This is a genomic window from Ferrovibrio sp. GW821-FHT12E11, assembly GCF_058806975.1.
In genome coordinates this window covers 2,006,938-2,025,941 of record NZ_JBXAQG010000001.1, presented here as the reverse complement: position 1 = coordinate 2,025,941, position 19,004 = coordinate 2,006,938, and the positions used below count along the sequence as shown (strand labels likewise).

21 protein-coding genes are annotated in these 19,004 nt (G+C 65.6%); 9 read left to right on the top strand and 12 right to left on the bottom strand.

Going from position 1 to position 19,004, the window contains the following annotated elements:
* Nucleotides 1-17: 17 nt before the first annotated feature.
* The 5 genes from modC to AC1ROT_RS10010 form a co-directional block, all read right to left on the bottom strand.
* On the bottom strand, nt 18-1,100 hold the full coding sequence (gene modC / locus AC1ROT_RS10030) for a molybdenum ABC transporter ATP-binding protein (RefSeq protein ID WP_492998772.1): 1,083 nt from the start codon (nt 1,098-1,100) through the stop codon (nt 18-20).
* The gene (gene modB / locus AC1ROT_RS10025) at nt 1,097-1,786 is read right to left on the bottom strand and encodes a molybdate ABC transporter permease subunit (protein WP_492998770.1); all 690 of its coding nucleotides are present in this window, start codon (nt 1,784-1,786) and stop codon (nt 1,097-1,099) included. The genes modC and modB overlap by 4 nt, the downstream gene beginning before the upstream one ends.
* Nucleotides 1,787-1,852: 66 nt before the next feature.
* On the bottom strand, nt 1,853-2,614 hold the full coding sequence (gene modA / locus AC1ROT_RS10020) for a molybdate ABC transporter substrate-binding protein (protein WP_492998768.1): 762 nt from the start codon (nt 2,612-2,614) through the stop codon (nt 1,853-1,855).
* 71 nt (nt 2,615-2,685) lie between these two features.
* Entirely contained in the window at nt 2,686-3,039 is a 354-nt protein-coding gene (locus tag AC1ROT_RS10015) for a winged helix-turn-helix domain-containing protein (protein WP_492998766.1), read from the bottom strand.
* Nucleotides 3,036-3,980, bottom strand: coding sequence for a LysR family transcriptional regulator (locus AC1ROT_RS10010; protein WP_492998764.1), 945 nt, complete (start codon nt 3,978-3,980; stop codon nt 3,036-3,038). The genes AC1ROT_RS10015 and AC1ROT_RS10010 overlap by 4 nt, the downstream gene beginning before the upstream one ends.
* 69 nt (nt 3,981-4,049) lie before the next feature.
* Here AC1ROT_RS10010 and AC1ROT_RS10005 point away from each other — a divergent pair, with 69 nt between their 5' ends.
* The 3 genes from AC1ROT_RS10005 to AC1ROT_RS09995 all read left to right on the top strand — a co-directional run bounded on the left by AC1ROT_RS10005 (nt 4,050) and on the right by AC1ROT_RS09995 (nt 5,870).
* Nucleotides 4,050-4,250 carry a hypothetical protein gene (locus AC1ROT_RS10005; protein WP_492998762.1) on the top strand — a complete coding sequence of 67 codons (201 nt, stop codon included), beginning with the start codon at nt 4,050-4,052 and terminating at the stop codon, nt 4,248-4,250.
* Complete coding sequence (locus AC1ROT_RS10000) at nt 4,247-4,801, top strand: GNAT family N-acetyltransferase (RefSeq protein WP_492998760.1); 555 nt, start codon at nt 4,247-4,249, stop codon at nt 4,799-4,801. The genes AC1ROT_RS10005 and AC1ROT_RS10000 overlap by 4 nt, the downstream gene beginning before the upstream one ends.
* Before the next feature lie 196 nt (nt 4,802-4,997).
* Nucleotides 4,998-5,870 (top strand): hypothetical protein, encoded by an 873-nt coding sequence (locus AC1ROT_RS09995; RefSeq protein WP_492998758.1) that lies wholly within the window; start codon nt 4,998-5,000, stop codon nt 5,868-5,870.
* A gap of 69 nt (nt 5,871-5,939) precedes the next feature.
* Here the strand turns inward: AC1ROT_RS09995 and AC1ROT_RS09990 are convergent, their stop codons facing one another.
* The gene (locus AC1ROT_RS09990; RefSeq protein WP_492998756.1) at nt 5,940-7,016 is read right to left on the bottom strand and encodes an alpha/beta fold hydrolase; all 1,077 of its coding nucleotides are present in this window, start codon (nt 7,014-7,016) and stop codon (nt 5,940-5,942) included.
* A gap of 159 nt (nt 7,017-7,175) precedes the next feature.
* On the opposite strand from AC1ROT_RS09990, the gene AC1ROT_RS09985 reads away from it, so the two are divergent.
* Entirely contained in the window at nt 7,176-7,829 is a 654-nt protein-coding gene (locus AC1ROT_RS09985) for a glutathione S-transferase family protein (protein WP_492998754.1), read from the top strand.
* Nucleotides 7,830-7,846: 17 nt separating this feature from the next.
* Here AC1ROT_RS09985 and AC1ROT_RS09980 read toward each other — a convergent pair whose 3' ends face one another.
* The 3 genes from AC1ROT_RS09980 to AC1ROT_RS09970 all read right to left on the bottom strand — a co-directional run bounded on the left by AC1ROT_RS09980 (nt 7,847) and on the right by AC1ROT_RS09970 (nt 9,782).
* The gene (locus AC1ROT_RS09980; protein WP_492998752.1) at nt 7,847-8,398 is read right to left on the bottom strand and encodes a redoxin family protein; all 552 of its coding nucleotides are present in this window, start codon (nt 8,396-8,398) and stop codon (nt 7,847-7,849) included.
* A 69-nt stretch (nt 8,399-8,467) separates the two neighbouring features.
* Nucleotides 8,468-9,013 carry a carboxymuconolactone decarboxylase family protein gene (locus AC1ROT_RS09975; RefSeq protein ID WP_492998750.1) on the bottom strand — a complete coding sequence of 182 codons (546 nt, stop codon included), beginning with the start codon at nt 9,011-9,013 and terminating at the stop codon, nt 8,468-8,470.
* Between the two features lie 127 nt (nt 9,014-9,140).
* On the bottom strand, nt 9,141-9,782 hold the full coding sequence (locus AC1ROT_RS09970) for a MarR family winged helix-turn-helix transcriptional regulator (protein WP_492998748.1): 642 nt from the start codon (nt 9,780-9,782) through the stop codon (nt 9,141-9,143).
* 476 nt (nt 9,783-10,258) lie between these two features.
* On the opposite strand from AC1ROT_RS09970, the gene scpA reads away from it, so the two are divergent.
* The 3 genes from scpA (at nt 10,259) to rnk (ending at nt 13,552) form a co-directional block, all read left to right on the top strand.
* Nucleotides 10,259-12,418, top strand: a complete 2,160-nt coding sequence (gene scpA, locus AC1ROT_RS09965) for a methylmalonyl-CoA mutase (protein WP_492998747.1) — start codon at nt 10,259-10,261, stop codon at nt 12,416-12,418.
* Between the two features lie 19 nt (nt 12,419-12,437).
* Nucleotides 12,438-12,914, top strand: coding sequence for a ParB N-terminal domain-containing protein (locus AC1ROT_RS09960; protein WP_492998745.1), 477 nt, complete (start codon nt 12,438-12,440; stop codon nt 12,912-12,914).
* Nucleotides 12,915-13,129: 215 nt separating this feature from the next.
* Complete coding sequence (gene rnk / locus AC1ROT_RS09955; protein WP_492998743.1) at nt 13,130-13,552, top strand: nucleoside diphosphate kinase regulator; 423 nt, start codon at nt 13,130-13,132, stop codon at nt 13,550-13,552.
* Here the strand turns inward: rnk and AC1ROT_RS09950 are convergent.
* The gene (locus AC1ROT_RS09950; RefSeq protein ID WP_492998742.1) at nt 13,549-15,234 is read right to left on the bottom strand and encodes a methyl-accepting chemotaxis protein; all 1,686 of its coding nucleotides are present in this window, start codon (nt 15,232-15,234) and stop codon (nt 13,549-13,551) included. The two genes, rnk and AC1ROT_RS09950, sit on opposite strands and share 4 nt — an antisense overlap.
* A gap of 18 nt (nt 15,235-15,252) precedes the next feature.
* Nucleotides 15,253-15,597, bottom strand: a complete 345-nt coding sequence (locus tag AC1ROT_RS09945) for a hypothetical protein (RefSeq protein WP_492998740.1) — start codon at nt 15,595-15,597, stop codon at nt 15,253-15,255.
* A gap of 191 nt (nt 15,598-15,788) precedes the next feature.
* Between AC1ROT_RS09945 and AC1ROT_RS09940 the strand changes: the two genes are divergently transcribed.
* Nucleotides 15,789-16,196, top strand: a complete 408-nt coding sequence (locus AC1ROT_RS09940; protein ID WP_492972372.1) for an MAPEG family protein — start codon at nt 15,789-15,791, stop codon at nt 16,194-16,196.
* Here the strand turns inward: AC1ROT_RS09940 and AC1ROT_RS09935 are convergent, their stop codons facing one another.
* Nucleotides 16,197-16,583, bottom strand: coding sequence for a response regulator (locus AC1ROT_RS09935; RefSeq protein ID WP_492998738.1), 387 nt, complete (start codon nt 16,581-16,583; stop codon nt 16,197-16,199).
* Between the two features lie 150 nt (nt 16,584-16,733).
* On the opposite strand from AC1ROT_RS09935, the gene AC1ROT_RS09930 reads away from it, so the two are divergent.
* Nucleotides 16,734-19,001, top strand: coding sequence for a PAS domain S-box protein (locus AC1ROT_RS09930; protein ID WP_492998736.1), 2,268 nt, complete (start codon nt 16,734-16,736; stop codon nt 18,999-19,001).
* Nucleotides 19,002-19,004: the final 3 nt, after the last annotated feature.

Genomic DNA, 19,004 nt, shown 5'->3' with positions numbered 1-19,004 from the left:
GGCCGCCGTGAGACCCGCTAGCGCCGCCGTCCGCCGTCCAGGGCCACCGTCTTGATCATCGCGTGCACCGCAACACCGGGGGCCAGGCCGAGACGTTCGGCCGAGAGCCGCGTCACCCGCGCCAGCAGCAGCGCGCCGTTGCAGTCGATCTGCACTTCCACCTGCGGCCCGCCATCGTGTTTCAGCTCGGTGACGATGCCAGGCAGGATGTTGAGCGCGCTGGTGTCGGACGGCGGGCTTAGCGCCAGCGTCACATCGCGGGCGCGGATGCGCAAACGCACGGTCTCGCCGATGCCACGGTCGCTGCGCGCGATATAGAGACGGCCGGCGCTGCTGTGCAGTTCTGTCAGGCCATAGGTCTCGTCATGGCCCGCAACCGTGGCGGTCAGCACCGCGCCGGCCTCGTAGCGGCCGGTCAGCGGGAAGAGATCGAGCCGGCTGCTTAAATCCGCCATCGTGCCCACCGCCTGCACGCGGCCGTCTGACAGCAGCACCACGGTATCGGCCAGCCGCGTCACTTCCGGGATCGCATGGCTGACATAGACGATGGGCAGATTCAGTTCGTCGCGCAGGCGTTCCAGATAGGGCAGGATTTCGTCCTTGCGCGCGGCATCCAGGGCTGCCAGCGGCTCGTCCATCAGCAGCAGTTCGGGGCGGCTGAGCAGTGCGCGGCCGATGGCGATGCGCTGTTTCTCGCCGCCCGACAGCGTGCCCGGGCGGCGCTGCAGCAGGGCTGTTATGCCCAGCAGATCGACGATCTGCTCCAGCGTGATGGCGTCGCTGCGACCGTTGAACCAGCGGCCATAGAGCAGGTTCTGCCGCACGGTCAGATGCGGAAACAGCCGGCCTTCCTGAAACACATAGCCGATGCGACGGCGGTGTGGCGGCACGAAAATGCCGGCCGCGGTATCGACCAGGACGCGGCCGTTGATGCTGATGCGGCCGTGCCGGGGCTGCAGCAGCCCGGCAATCAGATTGACCAAGGTGGTCTTGCCGGCGCCCGAGCGGCCGAACAAAGCGGTCAGGCCGTGGTCGCAGGCGAACTGCGCGGTGAGCGTGAAATCACCCTGGGCATGGGTGATATCGACCTGCAGGCTCATTGCAGGACTCGCTTCGCCATGCGGCGCGCCAGCAGCTCGGAGGCGATCAGCGCCACGGCGGCAATGGCAATCGCGATCACGGTCAGCCGCAGCGCCTGGGCATCGCCGCCCGGCACCTGGGTGAAGACATAGATGGCGGTGGGCAGCGTCTGCGTCTCGCCGGGGATATTGGAAACAAACGTAATGGTGGCGCCGAATTCGCCGAACGCGCGGGCAAAGCTCAACACGATGCCGGCCAGAATCCCGGGCAGGCTGAGCGGCAGGGTGACGGTGAGGAAAACCAGTGCCGGATGGGCCCCCAGCGTTTTCGCCGCCTGCTCAAGCCGGGGATCGATGGCTTCCATCGACAGCCGGATGGCGCGCACCAGCAGCGGAAAGCCCATCACCGCGCAGGCCAGCGCCGCGCCGGTCCAGCGAAACGCCAGCACGATGCCCAGATGCTCGGCCAGGAATCCGCCCAGCAGGCCGCGCCGGCCGAAGACCAGCAGCAGCAGATAGCCGGTCACCACCGGCGGCAGGATCAGGGGCAGATGCACGGCGGCATCCAGCAGCGCCTTGCCGGGAAAGCTCTTGCGCGCCAACAGCCATGCAATCAGCACACCGAACGGCAAACTGCCGGCGGTGGCCACCAGAGCCACCTTCAGGCTGAGCGCAATGGCGGTGAGTTCTTCATGGGTGAGAGTCATCTGTCCCTTATTATTGTCATGCCCGGCACAAGGCCGGGCATGACAATATTCTTATGGGCCTCGTCTTCAATTGGTTTTCGCATCCGGCGCCAGCAGGGTGAAGCCGTTCTTCTCGAACACGGCCTTTGCTGCGGCGCTGCGCAGAGCGGCCAGATAGGCGGCGGCCTGCGCATGCTTCGAATCCGCCAGCACGGCGGCCGGATAGACGATCGGCGGATGGCTGTTGGCCGGGAAAGCATCCAGCACCCTCACGCCTTTTTCGGCCGCCGCATCGGTGGCATAGACAATGCCGGCCGGCGCTTCACCGCGCGCCACCAGCGCCAGCGCCGCGCGCACATTCTCGGCCTGGGCCACGCGGCCCTGGACGGAGGGCCAGACATTCAGCGTCTCGAGTGCCGCCTTGCCGTATTTGCCGGCCGGCACGGCATTGACATCGGCCATCACCAGCTTGCCGTCCCGGCCGAGCAGCGCCGCGAGATCGAAGCCCGGCGCGATCGTCACGCTTGTCTTGGAATCGGCCGGCGCCACCAGCACGATGCGGTTGCCGAGCAGGCTGCTGCGCGTGTCGGCCTTCAGCAGCTTTTTCTGCTCCAGGTAATCCATCCAGTCGAGATCGGCGGAGAGAAACACATCGGCCGGGGCGCCGGCCTCGATCTGCTTCGCCAGCGCGGAAGACGCGGCATAGGAGACCTTGATCGGCCGGCCGGTGTTGATCTCGTCCAGCGCCGTTTTCAGGCTTGCCGCAGCGAAGACCAGCAGCTCCTGGGCCTTGGCCGCAAGCGGCGCGGTGACGAGGGCGGCAGCAAGGACCAGCGGCAGGATGCGCATGGCGGTCTCCGTTATGTCCAGAAGACTATAGCGACCGTTATAGCCCTGCGGCAATAGCGAAGCAGCGGCCGTCAGCCGCGTTGTTTCTGCAGCGCCCGGATATCCGCCGCGCAGGCTTTGGCGGTGGCGGCTTCCATGGCGCGATAGCGCGCCAGCACATCGGCGCCGCGCCTGGTCAGGCTGGCGCCGCCGCCGGCCTTGCCGCCGGTGGCCGCCGTCACCAGCGGCGTCTTGAAATAGCCGTTGAGCGTTTCCACCAGTTGCCAGGCGCGCTTGTAGCTCATGCCCATGCGGCGGCCGGCGGCCGAGATCGAGCCGGTCGCGGCGATGTTTTCCAGCAGGTCGGCCTTGCCCGGCCCGAGGAACACGCCGGGCGCCAGCACGATTCTCAGCCGGGTGGCGGCAACGGCTTTGGCTTTCGTCATGTCTTATGCGCCTTTCCGGCCCGCTGCAGCGCCGCCACGGTTTCGCGCAGGCCCCGGCTCAAGGGCTTGTCGCGGCGCAGCGCCAGCGCCAGCACCCGCGTCAGTTTCGGCTTCAGCGGCCGCACGATCAATCCGCGGCGGGCATCGGGCGTGGAGAGCGCCATGCCGGGCAGCACCGAGCAGCCCAGGCCAGCAGCGACCAGCTGCTTGATCGCCTCCACGCTGTCGAGTTCCATCACCGGCTTCCAGACCAGCCCGGCCTGGCCAAGCCAGTCCTCGATCAGGCTGCGCGTATGGCCGCCGGGCTCGGGGATCACCAGCGGCAGCGCGGCGAGACTCGCCGGGCTCACCATGGCCGGCAGCGCCGTGCCCTTCTGCGTCCTGTCCTTCTGGAAGATGGCGACGAAGTCATCCTGTAAAAGCGTGGTGATCTCCAGGCTGCGGCCGAGGTTGCGCACGCGGCCACCGGCCTGCGCTGGCGGCAGGGTGATCAGGCCCAGATCTATGGTGTTGTCCTCGATGGCGCGCAGCACATCGGGCGCATTGCCGGTATTCACCACCAGTTCGAGCGCGGGGAAGCGCCGGCGCAGCTCGCCCAGCACCGGCGGCAGAAAGTGGATACAGGCGGTGGCGCCGATGCCGATGCGCACGCGGCCGGCCACAGTCTTCGCATGCTGGGTCAGGTCTTCCAGCGCGGCATTCACGGCGGCATCGATATGGCCGGCATGGCCGAGCAATTCGCGGCCGGCCGCCGTTGCCGTGGCCTTGCGCCCCACCCGCTCGATCAGCCGCACGCCCAGCTTCTGTTCGAGCTGCCGCACCTGCAGGCTGATCGCCGGCTGCGTCAGGTTCAGCCGTGCGGCGGCGGCCGAAAAGCTGCCGAGCCGGACAACATCGGCAAAGGTCTGCAGGTGGTCGAGATTGAAGCCGCGCATGGCCATAGTATTTCTCATGAATTGCATAAGAAGGCAAAATTTAATTTATGAGACGGTTTGCGCCATGCTGCGGTCATGGCACTGCTCACCCTGTTCCAGCCCCTGCCCGCCCGCCGTCTCGACGCCCGGCTTTTCGACTGGCCGGCGCTGCTGCGGGCGCTGGCCGGGCATGGCAGCGACCTGCCCGCCGATCTGGAGGACTGGCAGCTGCGCGACCTCGACCTCACCCGGCCGCATGCCGGCCCGGGTTACAACACCACGCCCTGGATCCCATGAACGCCTTCACGCCTGCCGATACCGTCCTGTTGCGCGATGCCACACCCGAGGACATGACGCCGATCCAGCGCATCTATGCCCATCATGTGCTGCACGGCTTGGCGAGCTTCGAGGAAGAGCCGCCCGCTCTGAACGAGATGTTGAACCGCCGCGACAACGTGCTGGGCCATGGTCTGCCGTATATCGCCGCCATCGACAGCGCTGACGGCCGCGTGCTCGGCTATGCCTATGCCACACTCTATCGCCCGCGCCGCGCCTATCGCTTCACGGTGGAAGACTCGGTCTACATGGCGGAGGACGCTGCAGGCCGCGGCATCGGCAAACGCCTGCTCGGCGCCGTGATCGCGCGCTGCGAAGCCGCCGGCTTCCGCCAGATGATCGCTATCATCGGCAACAGCGCCAATGCCGGCTCCATCGGCCTGCACAGCGCTTGCGGTTTCCGCCTGGTCGGCACGTTCGAGAATGTCGGCTACAAGCATGGCGGCTGGCGCGACACCGTGCTGATGCAGCGCAGCCTGGGAGACGGCGCAGGGACGCCGCCGGACGCATAACGCGGCCGATAACGAAGCCTGGCCGATGCTGCACTGCGCCCGCGCGCCGCCGGCTGTGACCCGCCGGTGTCAAACGCCCGCAATTTGATCAATGTCACGGCAATCCCACATCGGTCTTCTCATCTGACTCGGCAGGCGTCGCCGCAACGGCGGCGTCTCGTGTCGATATGTCTATCCCTCAGACAGGAGAAAACAGATGAGACAGATTTCATATGCCGTGATGGCGGGTGCGCTGATGCTCTCGGTGTCGTCGATGGCGCTGGCAGCCGGCGGCGGTGCCGCGGGTGCTGCCGGTGCGGCTGCGGGTGCAGCGGCCAGTGCAGCCGGTGATGCGGCCGGTGCGGCGGGTGCCGCAGCCGGTGCCGCGGCCGGTGCCGCCGGTGCCGCTGGCGGCGGTGGTGCGAGCGGTGGTGCCAGTGGCGGCGCCAGCGCCAGCGGTGGCGGGTCTGCGGGCAGCGGATCGGGCAGTGGCGGTGTCGGCGTCGGTGGCAGCACCGGCGTTGGTGTCGGGCCGTCCGGTGTCGGGGCCAATGCAGCGGTCGGTGCCAACGGTGCCGCCAATGCCAGCAACGGCACCAGCGGTACCGGGACGACCGGTGTGAGCGCCGGTGTCGCGGCCGGTCCCTCGGGTGTCGGCGTCAATGGCGGCGTGACCGGCAATGCGGGCGTCACCGGTCCGAATGGCGGCAGCGTCGGTGCGGGCACCAATACCGGTGTCAGTGCGGCGGCGGCTAATACCGGTGGCAACACCACGGCCGGCATCGGCGTGAGCGGTGCGGGCAATGCCGCGGCCGGCAATGGCAGCGGTCGTGGCGCCGCCATCGGTGCGAGTGCCGGTAATGCCACCGGTGCCAGCGCGGGCCGTGGCGGCCTGGGCGTCACCAGCGGCACCGCGGGTTCGGCAGGCCTCGCGGCCACCGGCAACCATGGCGCGGCGGCCGCCGGCGCGGGTGTCAACAGCGGCACCGGCGTCAGCGCCACCAACCAGGCTGTCGCTGTGGAGAATGCCTCCGCCGTGGCGGCCAATGCCGGCCTGAGCGGCGGCGCGCCGACCGCGATGTCGCAGTAAGTATGTTGGCAGGGTCAGGGAAAGGCGGGCGGCGCAGGTCGCCCGCCTTTTGCGTCTCTGCGCTGCCGATCAGCTTTTCGGCGGCAGGCCGTCGAGGAATGTCTTGAGCTGTGCGCTCCAGAATTTCGCATTCCCCGTCGTGCCATGGCCGCGCGTATCGGCGCTGGCCGGGATCACATACAGCTTGCCGCCCTTCACCTCCTTCATCGCCGCTTCCATCAGGCCGGTCTCGGGCGGATTGCGCTCGTCATCGGCGGCATTGATCGCCAGCAGCGGCGCCTTGATCTTCGCCAGACCCGGCGCGGCGTTATAGTCGCCCGACGAGGCCCATTGCCAGATGAAGTCGTTGGCGTCCGCCGTGAAAGCCGCCGCCAGGCGCTCGTCGACGAATTTGTCGGCCGCCGCCCGCGTCGGCGCCAGCGTCTGATAGGCCAGATTGCCGCCGCTGGTGCCGATGGCGAAAAAGGTATTTGCCAGCTTCATGCTCTTGGGCTGAACCGTATAGTTGCCGGCGTTGTAATCCGGATCGGTCTTGATGCTCTCGATCAGCAGCCGCCGCATCATCCAGTTGCGGCTGGCCATCTCGGTCGGCTGCGCCGCCATCGGCACCAGCGCATCCATCATCTCGGGGTAACGGCTGCCCCAGATCCAGCTATGCATGCCGCCCATCGAATTGCCCAGCACCACCCGCAGGCGCTTCACATTCAGGCCCTCGGTCACCAGGCGATGCTGCGCATCCACCATGTCGTCGTAGTTATATTGCGGAAACGCGGCCTTCATGCCGTCGGACGGTTTCGACGAGCGGCCCGCGCCCAGCGCATCGGGGATGATGATGTAGTATTTCGTCGCATCCAGCGGCTGGCCGGCGCCGAACAGTTCGCCGGCAAAGCCCGGCGTCAGCATGCTCTGCGCCGATCCCGCCGTGCCATGCAGGATCAGCACCGGCTGGCCGGTCGGTTCGCCGATGGTCTTGTAGGCGAGTTTCACCTCCGGCAGCACCTGCCCGGTATGGAATTTGAAATCCCTGGCCACGAACAGGCCGTCCTTCGCCGCGGGATAATCGGCGGCAGAGACAGGGACCGGGGCGGCGGCGAAAAAGCCGGCAGCGGCCGTGACGGCGACAGCGAAGAGCGCACGACGTGTCATGATGTCCTCCCATGGACGGTTTTTTACGCATGGCTTTTTATTGATGGCAGTGTGCCAGAAACACCGCCCGATGCCTGTGACTAAAAGGCCGGTCCTGCCATAGAATATCCGTGATCGTCTGTCCGGATATCGCACACCGCTCAACATCTGGGAGTCCGCATGCTCACCGTCCATCATCTTGGCAAGTCGCAGTCCGAACGCATCGTCTGGCTCTGCGAGGAGCTGGGCCTCGCTTACGAGCTGAAGCTCTATGCGCGCCAGCCGAATTTCCAGGCGCCGGCCGAGTATCGCGCCCTGCATCCGATGGGGCTGGCGCCGGTGATTTCAGACAAGAGCAGCACGGGCGGCGACCTGGTGCTGGCCGAATCCGGCGCGGTGGTCGATTACATCCTCGGCCGATACGGCATGGGCAGGCTGCGACCCGGCGCCAATGACGCCGCCTTTGCCGATTATCTCTACTGGTTCCATTTCGCCAATGGCAGCCTGCAGCCCGCGATGATGCGCGTGCTGGTCAGCGGCCGGCTGGGCGCGCCGGCGGATCACCCGGCGGCCAAGACCGGCGTCACGCGGCTCGGCATGATGCTCGCCATGATGGATGCGCGGCTGAAAGACCATGCCTGGCTGGCCGGCGCAGACTTTACGGCCGCCGATATCATGCCGGTCTTCTCGCTCACCACCATGCGGCATTACCAGCCGGTCGATCTCGCGCCTTATCCGGCGATCCTCGCCTGGCTGCAGCGCGTGGGCGCGCGCCCAGCGTATCAACGGGCGATGCAGAATGGCGATCCGGGGATGGAGCTGCTGCTGGGCTAATTTGATACCTGTGCGGTTTACGCCGGTACCGCGCAGGCCCCGTCCGTACAGCCGGTCGCAGGTTCGGCCTTTTCCGGCTGTACCACTGACTGTGCTACGGGCACCGGCATGCTGAGCGCGCTGGCGATGCGCGCGCCTATCATCATGTCATCCTCGGCGCCGAAGCCCTGATACAGGATGGTGCCATCGCGCCCGATGATGACGGCGCTGGGCGTGCCCTGGAACTGATAGCGTTCCATCGTTACGGGCAGCACGCCGGTCTTGCCGGGCTGGTCGACGCCGACCGGATGGGTGATGCGGTATTCATGCAGGAAGGCCTGCAGCGCCACCGGCGTCATCGCCACGTGATGCTCGAACACCGTATGCAGCCCGATCACCTGCAGATCCGAATTGCGGAACACCTGCTCGATCTTCTGCGCCTGCGGGATGGCCAGCGAGACGCAGCCGGGACACAGCATCTGGAAACTATGCAGAAAAACCACGCGGCCCCGCAGATCGGCGAGGCTGAGCGGTGTCTGGGTATTGAACCACTGGCTGACCGCCAGTTCGGGGGCAATCCGCTTGAACATGATGGCACTCCTTTGCGCGGTCCGGTCTTCGGCGGGGCAGGTTGCCGGATGGCAACCCGCCCCGACGCGTTAGGCGGCGCGCGACAGCTTGACGCCCGGGAAATCGACCGGCACGTCGAAGCCGACGTTGATGTAGTTGGTGAACAGGTTGAGCGCGACATGCGCCATCACCTCGACGATATCCTGGTCATCCAGGCCGGCATCGCGCAGGGCCTGCACGTCCGCGGCCGTGATGCCGGCGCGGTTCTCCACCACCGTCTGCACGAAGGCGAGGATCGCCGCCGTCTTCGGATCGGCCGACTGGCCATGCTGGGCCGCCGTCATCTCCGCCGTGGTGGCGCCGGCCTTCTTGCCCAGCATGGTATGGGCGGCAAGGCAGTAGTTACAGCTGTTGCGGTCGGCCACGGCCACGGCGATCTGCTCGCCCAGCTTCGCGCCCAGGCGCCCCTGCGACAGGGCGCCGAACGAGCCCCACATGCTGGCCAGTGCGGCCGGGGAATTGGCGACCGCCTTGAACATGTTCGGCACCATGCTGAAGGCGCCCTTGATCTGCGCCAGCTGTTCGCCGACCGAGCCGGTTGCGGTACCGGGATTGACCAGATTAACGTATGACATTGTCTTCTTCCTTCTTCAGGGCTTGGAGGGGGGAGAAACCGCCGGTCTGTCGATGTCCGTCGACAGACCGGCACCTTTACGCGGACGCTTACGCAACGCGACTCAAACGCACGGACTTACTCAACACTCATGCACTCAGCGCGGCCCAGGCGGCCGTGCGGGTGTCGGGATCGGCGGTTTCGTGTTCGCCGCAATCGACGCGCAAGTCCTGGCGTCGCAGTGGCGTATCCAGATAGCCGCAGTGATGCGGGGCAGCCGCATCCGCATGGCGGTTGGGCTGGAAATACTTGCAGCTGGCGCACATGCGCTGCACCGGGATGGCGCCCGCCTCCTGCAGGCGGCCGATCACCTTTACCAGCGACAGCAGCAGGTCTTCCTGATCTGCGCCCGGCAGCGCGGCCAGCGCGGCTGTCGTGGCGTTGGGCGCCTTGCCAGCCTGCTTCAGCGCGGCGCGGCCATCGGCCGTGATCTTCACCGCGGCAGAGCGCCGGTCGCTGCTGGCGGTGACCCGGGCGGCATAGCCCTTGCGCTGTAAGGCGGCGACGGAGTCCGACGTCGTAGGCTGGCTGACGCCCAGATGCGCTGCGATCTCGGTCACCCGCGTGCCGGCCGGCCGGCGGGCGAGGTAGAACAGAATATGCAGCTGGGTGGCGGTCAGCCCGATGGCCTGCGCTAGGCTCCATTCGTCGGCGCGCATGACCGTGGCGACGCGTGCCAGGCCGTCGGTGATGCGGTCCGCCAAGGGTGGGTTGAGGAGGGGCTTGTTCATGACCAAGATATTTATAGGACTCCTATGTATTGTCAACGGCACAAAACCACCCTGTGACGGCGGGCACGGATTTCGTACCGCCAATGGAAGCTGCTGTCGGTTGAGGCGCATGCAGCGAAAGATAAGGCTTGGGTCACTCGCAAAATGTTTCTATAATGTTCTTAATTTATTATAAGTCTTGCTGTTTAGGGGCGTAATCGCCTGAACGGTGCTGGCTTTCCTTTTAGTTTCATCACAATATCAATAGGTTAAGAGGCTCTCCGCCGGAAGCATCCGGAACCATCGGGGAGCGTTTGGAAGCATCGGGAAGGGATCGGCCCCGCTCCGGCCGTTGCAGCCGGCGCCCCGTCTCCGGGTCCCCGTGTTAGACTGGCTGTTACGGCACTTTGACAGCCCGGCGGGCCCGGCCACATACTACTGCTGCACCGCAGCATCAGTTTGCGGCATCAAGGCATGTGGGTGGGATGTAAGAGACGATGAGCAGCGACAAGAGCGAGATGTCTTTCCCCGAAGCCTGGGCGAAGCTGGCGCAGAAGGAGCTGGGCGACAAGCCGCTCGCCGATCTGGTCTGGCAGTCGCCCGAGGGCATCGCGGTCAAGCCGCTCTACACCGCCGCCGATCTCGAAGGCCTGGAGACGCTCGACAGCCAGCCCGGTTTCGAGCCCTTCACCCGCGGCGTGCGCGGCACGATGTATACCAACCGGCCCTGGACCATCCGGCAATATGCCGGCTTCTCGACAGCAGAAGAATCCAACGCCTTCTATCGCAAGAATCTCGCCGCTGGCCAGCAGGGCGTTTCCGTCGCCTTCGATCTCGCCACCCATCGCGGCTATGACAGCGATCATCCGCGCGTGGTCGGCGATGTCGGCAAGGCCGGCGTCGCCATCGACTCCGTCGAGGATATGAAGATCCTGTTCGATGGTATCCCGCTCGACAAGATGAGCGTGTCGATGACCATGAACGGCGCGGTGCTGCCGGTGCTCGCCTGCTACATCGTCGCCGGCGAGGAACAGGGCGTGAAGCCCGGGCAGCTCTCGGGCACCATTCAGAATGACATTCTGAAAGAGTTCATGGTGCGCAACACCTATATCTATCCGCCCGCGCCCAGCATGCGGATCATCGCCGATATCATCGGCTTCACGGCGCAGAAGATGCCGAAGTTCAATTCGATCTCGATCTCCGGCTACCATATGCAGGAGGCCGGCGCGACCGCCGTGCAGGAGCTGGCCTTCACGCTGGCCGACGGCAAGGAATATGTGCGCACCGCGATTGCCAGCGGCCTCGATGTCGATGCCTTCGCCGGGCGGCTGTCGTTCTTCTTCGCCATCGGCATGAATTTCTTCATGGAGATCGCCAAGCTGCGCGCCGCGCGCTTCCTGTGGACGCGCATCATGAAGGAGTTCAATCCGAAGAAGACCGGGTCGCTGATGCTGCGCACGCATTGTCAAACGTCTGGGGTCTCGCTCACGGAACAGGACCCCTATAACAACGTGGTGCGCACGGCGATCGAGGCCATGGCCGCCGTGCTCGGCGGCACCCAGTCGCTGCACACCAACGCCCTGGACGAGGCCATCGCGCTGCCGACCGAATTCTCCGCCCGCATCGCCCGCAACACCCAGCTCATCATCGCCGAGGAAAGCTACGTCACCAAGGTGGTCGATCCGCTGGCGGGCTCGTATTACGTCGAGGCGCTGACCCATGCGCTGGTCACCCATGCCTGGGCCCTGATCCAGGAAGTGGAAAGCCTGGGCGGTATGACCAAGGCGGTGGAATCCGGCATGCCCAAGCTGAAGATCGAGGAGGCCGCGGCCCGCCGCCAGGCCCGCGTCGATCGCGCCGAAGACGTGATCGTCGGCGTCAACAAGTATCGCCCCGGCCAGGACGACAAGCCCGAGACGCTGGAAGTCGACAACACCAAGGTGCGCGACAGCCAGGTGGCGCGGCTGAAGACCATCCGCAACACCCGCGACAAGGCCAAGGCGGAAGCGGCGATCAAGGCGCTTGAAGACGGCGCTGCCGGCACCGCCAACCTGCTCGAACTCTGCGTGAATGCTGCGCGGGCGCGGGTCACCGTCGGCGAGATGTCCGATGCGATGGAGCGCGTCTTCACCCGCCACAAGGCCACCGTGCGCTCGATCTCGGGCGTCTATGGCGCGGCCTATGCCAATGACGAGGGCTTCCGCATGATCCAGAAAGAGATCGAGGCCTTCGCCGCCGAGGAAGGTCGCCGCCCGCGCATGCTGGTGGTCAAGCTCGGCCAGGACGGCCATGACCGCGGCGCCAAGGTGATTGCCACCGCTTTCGCCGATCTCGGCTTCGACGTCGATGTCGGCCCGCTGTTCCAGACGCCCGAGGAAGCCGCGAAAGACGCCATCGACAACGACGTGCATGTGGTTGGCATTTCCTCGCAGGCCGCCGGCCACAAGACTCTTGTTCCTCAGTTGATTGATGCCTTGCGGAAGCAAGGCGCCGGCGACATCCTGGTCATCACCGGCGGCGTGATCCCGCCGCAGGATTACGACTTCCTGCGCCAGGCCGGCGTGGCGGGCATCTACGGACCCGGCACCAATATCCCCAAGGCGGCGGCCGAGATCGTCAAGTTGATCCGCCAGCAGCATGCCAAGGCTGCTGAATAGAGCGTGGCGAGTCATCGACATGACACTGACAGGCATTGCAACAACTGTTGTGTTTGCTGGTTGGCTCCTTTATGGCGGGGTTGCCGCTGCGCAAAGTGAATGTAATGCGCGCGGCTGGATTAGAAATCCGCCGCCTGGCTTGTTTTCCAAAGCCACAGCTCTCTCTCAGGACCGCTATCAGGTTTTGACCGGCGCAACGCGATCAGCAGCTCTGACCAGGCTGGAAAATGCATTTTATTATGAACCCTCGGCCGATGAGTTAAGGGTCAGTGGCGTCACAATTCCTCTGCAGGGGGGATTGAAGACATTTTTTGTCCGTGCTGTCGCAATGAATGTTGCCGGCGGAAGTTGGGAGCTGTTGCTGCAAGGCGATGAGCTCGGCATCGAATATGGCGTGCTGACACGGCAGGCCGCCGAACCGATCTGCATGCCCTTGGCCGTGTTCTTGGAAGCGGCGCCGCAGCGCGTTTACGCGCGAGGAAGTGCGGCTGAGTAGTTGATATCGTGCATGATGCGGCCCATATTGGCTGCATCATGACCTTGCGCGCCCGCACCCTCGATCTGTTCTGCCGCGCCAGCCGCCTCCACGCAGGCCGCTAGGCCCCGGCCGCGCGCGCTTTTGCGCCTCGCCCGCCGGGGCTTTCGTTCAGAAAAATCCTTATCCCTGAAATACCCGCGCCGGAAACTCCGGCCGCGGCCCGGAGTCCTGCCATGTCTTTCCTCGATCCGCGTCCCGCGATCACCCTCACCGCGTCCGATTGCGACCGCCTGCTCGCCATCGCCGAACAGCAGCGTCCGCGCCAGCCGGCGGTTGCCGATATGCTCGACAGTGAAATGGCGCGCGCCCGTGTCGTCGATCCGGCCGATATGCCGGGCGATACGGTGACCATGCGTAGTCATGTGATCTTCGGTTACGAGCACAGCGCGCGCAGCCACTGGCTCACGCTTGTCTACCCGGCGGAAGCCGATCTCGATAGGGCGCGGGTGTCGGTGGCGACGCCGGTTGGCGCGGCGCTGATCGGCCTGGCTGAAGGCCAGAGCATCGCCTGGACCATGGCCTCAGGCGCGGTGCGCCGCATCACGCTGCATCGTGTGGCCTACCAGCCCGAGCGCACCGGGCGCTACGACCTCTAGGCGGTCCTGAAGAAGCCGACCAGTTCGGCCAGCTGCCGCGCCTGGCCTTCCAGCGTCTGGGCGGCGGCGTTGGTCTCCTCCACCAGCGCGCCGTTGCGCTGGGTGAGTTCGTCCATGGCGCCGACCGCGGTGTTGACCTGATCCAGACCGGTGGCCTGCTCGCGGCTCGCGGCGGCGATCTCGGCGACGATATCGGAGGCCTTCTTGATCGCGGCCACGATCTCGGTCAGCGCGGCGCCGGTCTGGTTCACCAGCGTGGCGCCGGTCTTCACCTGCATGTTCGACTCGGCGATCAGCGCCTTGATGTCCTTGCTGGCATTGGCCGAGCGCTGGGCGAGCGCGCGGACTTCCTGTGCCACCACGGCGAAGCCCTTGCCGGCCTCGCCGGCGCGGGCGGCTTCCACACTCGCATTCAGCGCCAGCAGGTTGGTCTGGAAGGCGATCTCGTCGATCAGCGAAATGATGTCGCTGATCTTTTTGGCGCTGTCCTCGATGCGGCTGACCGCGGCCACCGCATCGGCCACCACAGTGCCGCCGCGCTCGGCGGTGTCGCGGGCGTTGGCGGCCAGCTGGTTGGCCGCCTGGGCATTGTCGGCATTCTGCTTCACGGTGGTCGTGATCTCGTGCATCGACGCGGCCGTTTCCTCGATGCTGGCGGCCTGCGATTCCGTGCGCTGCGCCAGGTCCTGGCTGCCGCCGGAAATCTCGGCCGAGGCTTCGCGCACGGCGGTGGCGCTTTCGGCCAGGCGACCGGCAAAGCCGCGCAGCTTGTCGCCCATGGCATTGATGTCGGCGGCCAGGTCGCCGAAGCGGCCGTGGAAATCGTCGGTGATGCGGCGGCGCAGATCGCCGGTCGCCATCGCCGCCGTCACGCCCTGCACGGCCGTGAACACGGTCTCGCTGCGTGCCAGCAGGGTGTTGAGCGACTGGCCGACCCGTAGCATCACGCCGTCGGTGCCGCTTAATGCAACGCGCTGGGCCAGGTCGCCGTTGGCGGCGGCGGCCACCACGCTGCCGATGGCCTGTTCGAAGCGCGCTTCCTGACTGCTGCGTTCGGCGGCAAATCGTTCGCGCTCAAGCGCTGCGGCCTGTTCCAGCTTTTCGCGTTCGGCCATGCTGGCCTGCATGTCTTTCAGGCTGACGGCCGAGCGGTCGAACAGGTTTTCCAGCACCAGGCAGAGCCAGATCAGCACGCCGCATTCCGCCACCACGATGATGGCATGCAGCACGACGCGGCCGAAATCGCCGCCATTGGGGAAGATGGCGAGCGGCAGCACGAAATTCAGCGTCAGGTGATGCAGCGCGGTCAGCGTCGCCGCCGTCAGGATGGCGCGCCAGTCGCAATAGGCGGCCAGCACGGCGAAGATCGCGAAGTAATACATATGCAGGTCGATCTGCCACGGCCCCTCGGCGGCAAATACCAGCAGCGAGGCCATGCCGACAAAGGCGGCGGCCACGACCTGTCGGGTAGACGTACCTGCTGGATCAGCGCGGCAGAACCAGGTGGCGATGCCGGCGATCACCGTGGCGATGACGCTGCCGGTGATCAGATGCTTGCCGTTGTTGAGCCAGGCGACGGCGGCGACCAGCGGCAGATGCACCCAGAGCCAGATCACGAAAACGGTGCTGGCACGGCGGCGCAGGTCGTCGAGCGAGGAGAGCTGGAGCAGGGAGGCGTTCATGGTGGAACTCGTTTCAAACTAGGAGACGGGACGGATGCCGAGACAGCCGGCGAGCAGGCTGCTGCCGTTCAGCACCAGACGGGCGCCGGCGGCATAGAGGCGTTGCGGCGCATCGGTTTCGGTGGTCGAGACTAGCCACAGGCCCGACCAGCTGCCCTGGCCGAGCGCGCGGGCATCGGCGGCATCCAGGTAGCGGGCCGCCTGCGCCAGATCGCCATCGCCGGGCAACAGCACGATCAGGCGCTGCGACATGCCGGCCGGCGCCGCGGTGGGTAGCAGCAGGGCCAGCAGCGGCAGCAGGGCGATGACGATGATGCACATGCCGGCCATGCGGCCATGCCGGGAGCGGGTGAGAGCGGACATGGGGGAATTATCGGTGACGAAACGGAGCCGGGCGAGTTATCAATCGGACACTCTACGTACCGGACGCCGCTTCCGATCACAGCTTTTCAGGAAAAGCCCGGCTTGTGGCCCGGAAAGCACAATTCCGGTATGTAGGGTCGAGTCATGGACAGGACCCTCGCCACAGGCGGGTTGTATCCCGGAGATTAACGATGCTGCCGCCTTTTGCCGTCACCCCGCTTTATGCCGCCCTCTGCGGCCTGCTGCTGCTGGCCCTGTCGCTGCGCGTCATCATGCTGCGCGGACGATACAAGGTCAGTTTCGGCGATGGCGGCCATACGGAGCTGCAGGGTGCCATCCGCGCCCAGGGCAACTTCATCGAATATGTCCCGCTGCTTCTGCTGCTGCTATTCCTGCTCGAACTGTCGCGCCAGGCGCCGGTCTGGGCGCTGCATCTGCTTGGCGCCGCCATCTTCCTCGGCCGTATCGTCCATGCCTGGGGCGTGTCGGGTGGCCCCGGCCGCTCGCCGGGCCGCACGCTGGGCATCGGCCTCACCTTCGTGCCGATGCTGGTGATATCGGTCTGGCTGCTGCTGGTGGTGCTGCAGCGCTATACGTAATCAGCCCCGCTTGCGCAGGATTTCGGCCAGCGCGGTATCCACAGCTTTCAGCAGGTCGTCGCGCCGCACCGGCTTGGTCAGCACCTGATCGGCGCCCAGGCGCTCGGCCATGCCCAGCAGTTCGGTCGCCCCGATCCAGCCGCCGCCTGAAATCGCGATCACCGGCAGTGTCGGCCAGCGCTTCTTGACCGTGCGCAGCACCTCCACCCCGTCGCGCTGGGGCATCAGGATATCGGTCAGGACGATGTCGATATTCCCGGCTTCCAGCAGGGTCAGGCCCTGATCGCCATCGCCGGCCAGTACGATCTCATGGTTTTGCGCCGCCAGATGGGTGCGCAGGATGTCCCGGAATTCCGGGTTGTCATCGATAACGAGAATGCGGGCCATGACCCTCCCTCGCGCCCCCTGCCTGAGGGGTAAGAAATTCCTCATTGCAAAGAGCAATAGATTGACTATTTCAGCGGCGAATTTGTTTTGCCGTATACATATCGAAGATAGTAAATTCGAGTATAGCAAAGCCACTGCGGGTAACAAGCCATGAACGGCGATCTACTGCAGGCCGTTGTCGAAACCGCCATCGATGGCCTGATTGTGATCGAGGCGAATGGGCAGGTCAGTCTGTTCAATCCGGCCTGCGAGCGCCTGTTCGGCTATGCCGCCGCCGAGGTCGTGGGCCGCAACGTCTCGATGCTGATGCCCGAGCCGGACCACTCGGCGCATGATGGCTATCTCGCGCATTATCACGCCACCGGCGAGCGCCGGATCATCGGCATCGGCCGCGAGGTGATGGGCCGCCGCAAGGATGGCAGCGTCTTCCCCTTCGAACTGGCGGTCGGCGAATACCAGCGCGATGGCGGGGCCAGCTATGTTGGCGTGATCCACGACATCAGTGAATACAAGCGTAGTGAGGCGCGCCTCAAGAAGGTGGTCGAAACCGCCATCGACGGGCTGATGATGATCGACAAAAATGGCGCGGTTAAAATGTACAACCCCGCCTGTGAGCGCTTGTTCGGGTATGAGCCCCATGAGGTGCTCGGGCAGAATGTATCGATGTTGATGCCCGAGCCGGATCACTCCGCCCATGACGGCTATCTACGGCATCACCTGCAGACCGGCGAAAAGAGGATCATCGGCATTGGCCGCGAGGTCATGGGCCGGCGCAAGGACGGCACAGTCTTTCCCTTCGAACTGGCCGTCGGCAGCTTCATCTTCGACGGCGAACCGCAGTTCGTCGGCGTCATCCACGATGTTTCGCGCTACCGCCGCAGCCAGGCGAAGATTCGGGAAAGCGAGGCGCGCTTCCGTCTGCTGGTCGATGCCATCACCGACTATGCTATCTTCATGCTGGATCCCGAGGGTCGCATCCTGACCTGGAATCTCGGTGCGCAGAACCTCACCGGCCACACGCCCGAGGAGGTGATCGGCCAGACCCGCGACATGTTCTACACCGAGGCCGAACGGGCCGCCGGTGCGCCGGAGGAGGCGCTTCACGTCGCGCGCGAGAAGGGCCGCTATATCAACGAGGAATGGCGGGTGCGCAAGGACGGGCACCGCTTCTGGGTCCATGTGGTGGTCAGCGCCATCCGCAATGAAAAAGGCAAGCTGACCGGCTATGTCAACATCACCCGCGACATGAGCGAGCGCCGGCAGGCCGAAGAGCTGCGCGACCAGTTGCGCCAGGCCCAGAAGATGGAAGCGCTGGGCCAGCTCACCGGCGGCGTGGCGCATGATTTCAACAATCTGCTGGCCGTGATCGTCGGCAACCTGGAACTGCTGGGCGACCGGGTGCGCGACGGCGAGAGCAAGCGCCTGATCGACCAGGCGCTGCGCAATGCCATCAGCGGCGCCGAACTGACCAAGCGCCTGCTGGCCTTCGGCCGCCAGCAGAAGCTCAAACCGGTGCGGCTCGACGTCAACGAGCTGATTGACGGCACGCTGGAGATTCTGCGTCGCACCCTGGGCGACAGTATTGCCGTGCAGGCGGCGCTGGCGCTGGATGTGTATATGGTCGAGGTCGATCCGGGCCAGCTGGAGAATGCCCTGCTCAACATGGCGCTGAATGCGCGCGACGCCATGGGCGGTGCCGGCTCCCTGCATATCCGCACGGCCGTCACCTACCTGGACGAACCCCGGGTGATGCCCACGAAGGTGGCGCCGGTCGGCACCTATGTGATGATCGCGCTGCGCGATACCGGCAAGGGCATGCCGCCCGATGTGATGGCCCGCGTCTTCGAACCCTTCTTCACCACCAAGGATATCGGCAAGGGCAGTGGCCTGGGGCTCAGCATGGTCTACGGCTTCGTCGTCCAGTCCGGCGGCTATCTGGAGGTCGACAGTCAGCCGGGCAAGGGCACCGAATTCCGTATCTACCTGCCGGCGCTGGAGGGCGAGCGGTTGTCAGCGCGCCGGCCCGAGAACGAGCCGAACCGCCGGCTGATCCTGTGCGTCGACGACAACCAGGATGTGCGCGCGACGATCACCGCCCTGCTTGGTAGCCTGGGCTTTTCCGTGCTGCCGGCCGCCAGCGGCCATGAGGCCCTGATCGAGCTGCGCCGCGGCCTGCCGATCGATCTGGTGCTGACCGACATGCAGATGCCGGGCGGTATGGACGGCCTGACGCTGGCGCAGCAGGTGGTGGCCGACAAGCCGGGCCTGCCGATCCTCTTCATGTCCGGATCGGTCGATACGCCCCGGCTGCGCGGGACGCCCTTCGAGGGCGTCACCCGCATCCTGTCCAAGCCGGTCCGGAAGGCCGAACTGGCCGAGGCTGTCGAAGCCCTGCTGGGTAAAAAACCGGAAGACTGACCG